The sequence below is a fragment of the Aquabacterium sp. genome (assembly GCF_036279655.1).
In the GTDB taxonomy this organism is placed as follows: domain Bacteria; phylum Pseudomonadota; class Gammaproteobacteria; order Burkholderiales; family Burkholderiaceae_C; genus Aquabacterium.
The window spans coordinates 1-3,719 of record NZ_DASUIT010000027.1; the positions used below are offsets into that span (position 1 = coordinate 1).

The window sequence follows — 3,719 nt, forward strand, 5'->3', positions numbered from 1 at the left end:
GACTGGACAGCAGCTCCAGGTCTTGCTCGCGCCCCCAGACGGTGCTGGCCAGTGCCGGCAAGGGCATGCGCGCACCCGCTTCAGGGGCGCTCGACCGTGAAGGCTCGTCCGGCGGCACCTGACGCAGCCCGGCGACCCCGGTTGTGGCCGGGCCACCCACCAGGCTGACGGGCAGCACAAAGCGATAGCCCCGCCCCGGTACCGTGGCGATCGCCTTGGCACCGATGACTTTTCTCAGGGAAGAGACATGAACCTGGAGGTTGTTTTCCTCGACCACCAGGCCAGGCCAGACCCGATCCAGCAGATCGGATTTGCTCACCAGCGTCGCGGGTCGCTGCACCAATGCCAGCAAAACGTCGAGCGCACGACTCCCGAGGGCGGCGGGCTGGCCGTCCTCATACAGCACCATTTCGTCGGCGCTGAGTTCAAAACGATCGAATCGGTAGCGCAGTGCCAAGAATGCCTCGTCAGTCTCTCCATGGATTACATCATCCACCGGAGGCGGCTTCAGACCATTTCAGGACTTTTTCATGACGCCGCGGAGTCAAGACCCCACAATCACACTCAATATCAAGAATAAGTGTGAAGTCAAAAACGCTGTCATCCATAATCATAAAACTTTTGCACGGCTGTTGATGCTTCGCATTCTTTCAGCCGGCATACGAAAAAGCCCCTCCTAACCGAGGGGCTTTTTCGTTGGGGGCATCCGTATGCTCAGCGCGGCGACTTGCGGCTGGCGATCGCCGCCATTTCCTGCCCGGTGATCCCGGCGAACAGCGCCGCCGCACGGGATTTGACCTCCAGCAACTCACTGGGGCTGACCGAATAGCGACCGGTGGTCTTGTTCACATCGACACGGAATTCGACGTCCTTGCCGTTGTTGGACAGGATGCCGCTGGTGAACTCGTAGTCCTCCCGATCCGAGGGCAAGCCCTGTGTGGACAGGTCGTAATCCTCATATTCGATCTGACGGATCTCTCCGCTGGCCAGGTCCAGGAAACCCGTGGACATGACCACGTCCTCGGTCAGTTCATCGGTAATGACAATCGGCACCTTCAAATCCACGGCTCAATCCTCAGAGGTCTAAAGTGGGGGATTCTGGCATGCCCGTCAGGGCTGCGAGCCCTTGTCGCTGTCAGGCCAATAGCCACCCGTGCTGAAACATTCCCAGGCCCATTTGATCCAGCGCAGCAGGGACGTCGCCAGCCACAGAGCCCACAGCAACATCAGCACACGGTAGACCAGCATGGGCGCCGACAGCACCCAGGCTTGCGCCGTCTGCTGATCGAAGCGATCGGCAAACCAGTGCAAATGCGAGGCATCCGAGCCATTGCCGACGATCATCAGATCGGGATAGCCCAGCAGGCCCACGCGCACGGTGTCGAACAGCACCCCCACCGCCGCCAGCCCCCACAGGGCCAGCAGCACCTGCAGGACCATGAAGGCCCTGCGGCTCCAGCCCGCACTCAGGCGCCGACGCGCTTCCAGGGCCAGGAACCAGCCCACGATCAGGGCCAACCCGATCAGGGAGGCCTGCGACACCCCCAGGCCCAGCATCACCCAGGACAAGGCGTTGAGCGGCGAAAAACGCTGACGCCCCAGGCCCACGCCCACGGCGACGATCACCAGCAGCACCCCCCAGAACAGCACCGCCGGCCCCACCGACGGCCCCCCCAGGGCCAGCACCACCCGATCGGCGGGCAGATTCAGGCTGAGCGCATCGTTGACACCGGTGGTGCCAGCATCCAGCGCGGCGGTCTGGAACCACCACCCCATGCCGCGTGCCTCGCGCCAGTCCAGCTTGACCCCATGGGCACCGGGCGTGATGGGCACCATCACCACACTGCCCTGCGCCTGGATGGGCAGCACCTGCCCATCCACCGCGACCGACAGCAAGGTGGCACCCTTGGGCAGATCAAAGCGGTGATTGCCTCCCTGGCTGGAGCGCAAGGACACCATGGCCGACACATCGGTGGCACGCACCCCCGGGCTCACCGTGGTGCTCACCTTGTCCACAGTGAAGGTCTGGCCGGCCACGCCGACCGGGCGCACCACATCGATCACGACCTGCTCGCCCGGCCAGGGCTGCCAGGTCGGCATCCAGCGCCCGCCATCCTGATGCAGCACCGGCGCGATGCCGGAATGGCTGGCGTGCCACTGCGTGGACGCATCGAGCTTCCAGACCTCGATCTGATGCGGCTCGGTGGTGCTGCGCCATGACAGACGCGGCGCCTCCTTCAAGGTGCTCACAAACGACAGGGACTCCTGGGCCCCCAATTGCACGGTGGCCACCCCCTGGCTGACCTGCACGGCGGCATCGTTCACGGATTCGCCCGCCAGCAAGCGCACCTGCACCCGCACAGGGGCCAGGCTGGGCGCGATGCGGGAGACCCGCGTCTCGAGCGTCCAGCGCAGCCCCAGGCGCAGCGTGCGCTCCACCCGCACGAAGGGTGGCAGTGCATCCCGCTGGGTGCCCTGATCGTCGGCCTGACGCACCGCCGCCTGCTGGCGTGACAGGCTCAAAGCGCCAGAAGCCAGCCCCCGGGCATCCAGGCCCGCCAGGGTCCAGCCCTCGGTCTGCGCCTTCACGTCTCGCACCGGCATGGGCAAGGTGATGTCCACCGTGACCGCCGGGCCGACATCGGCCTCCAGCACGACCTGGCTCACACCCTTCTGCAGGCTCACCCACAAGGCCCCGGCCTCATCGCGGCGCAGGACCGCCGACTGGCCGTCGACCAGCACCGAACTGGGCCGCCAGTGGCTGCCCTGGCCCGGCAGGGGCAGACTCACATCCGCCAGGGCGTGCACCTCCAGGCGCAACTGGACGCGTGAACCCGAGGCCATCACCCACATGCGCGGCACATCGGCACAGGCTGGCAGGCAGTCCGGCGGTGCTGTCAGCTTCTGACGCAACTCCTCCAGAACCGAGGGCGCCGGCGCTTCGGCAGCGGGGGCGGCCGGGGCCGCCACCTCGGCGGCCAGCACCTCCTGAGCACCCGACCAGGACAGCAACAGAGACAGCAACACGGCAGCGGCAACCGTGCTCACGCCGTCTGGTGCCAAGGCCTGCGGGCGTGGCCAGCGCGGGGGCTTGGGCAAACAACGCCAGGCCCCGAGCAGGGCCACCACCAGCAGGGCCAGCCCACTCAGGCGCAACAGCACGGTGCCCCAGGGCGGCAACAACAGCAACTGCATGGACTGGTCCTGCTGCACAGGCCCCTGCCAGCTCAGCCGATGGGTGTTCCACTGCCAGCGCGGCAAGCCCGGCCCGGTCTGCACCTTGGCCCCCGGGTCGAAGTCGTCGGCACGGGGCGCGGCCGTCCGGGGAGCAGGCGCTGGCGCCGCCGGGCGGGAGAGCGACCCCACGCTGTAACCCTTGCTGGACACGGCCGCCTCAGGCGCGCTGTCCGTCGCGGCCTCCATGGTCTGCGGCCCAGCCGGGGCCGGCGCCTCATCCGGAGTCGAGCGCTCCTGGGCCATGGACTGCCAAGGTCGCTCCAGCGCCGGATACATCGACAAACGCACCTGATCGACGGCATAGGGCAGCATCACCATGGCGATCAGCCCGACGCAAGCCCACTCACTCCAGAGCGCCAGGCTCAGCAGCTTGCCCTGCGGCAGGACCTTGGCCAAGGCGTGCAGACCCAGCAGCACCAGCCACAGCGCGTGCGGTGCCCCCGGCATGTGCCAGGTCAGCACCAGGGCCAGACCCAGCACCG

At 66.9% G+C, this 3,719-nt stretch carries 3 protein-coding genes; all 3 read right to left on the minus strand.

Annotated features, from left to right (window positions below):
* Positions 1–457, minus strand: a 457-nt coding sequence (locus VFW84_RS03055; RefSeq protein WP_329678961.1) for a transcriptional regulator, incomplete at its 3' end; no start/stop codon positions are given.
* Positions 458–714: 257 nt separating this feature from the next.
* Positions 715–1,053 carry a hypothetical protein gene (locus tag VFW84_RS03060; protein WP_329678962.1) on the minus strand — a complete coding sequence of 113 codons (339 nt, stop codon included), beginning with the start codon at positions 1,051–1,053 and terminating at the stop codon, positions 715–717.
* Between the two features lie 57 nt (positions 1,054–1,110).
* The coding region (locus VFW84_RS03065) for a hypothetical protein (RefSeq protein WP_329678963.1) at positions 1,111–3,719 on the minus strand (2,609 nt) is incomplete at its 5' end.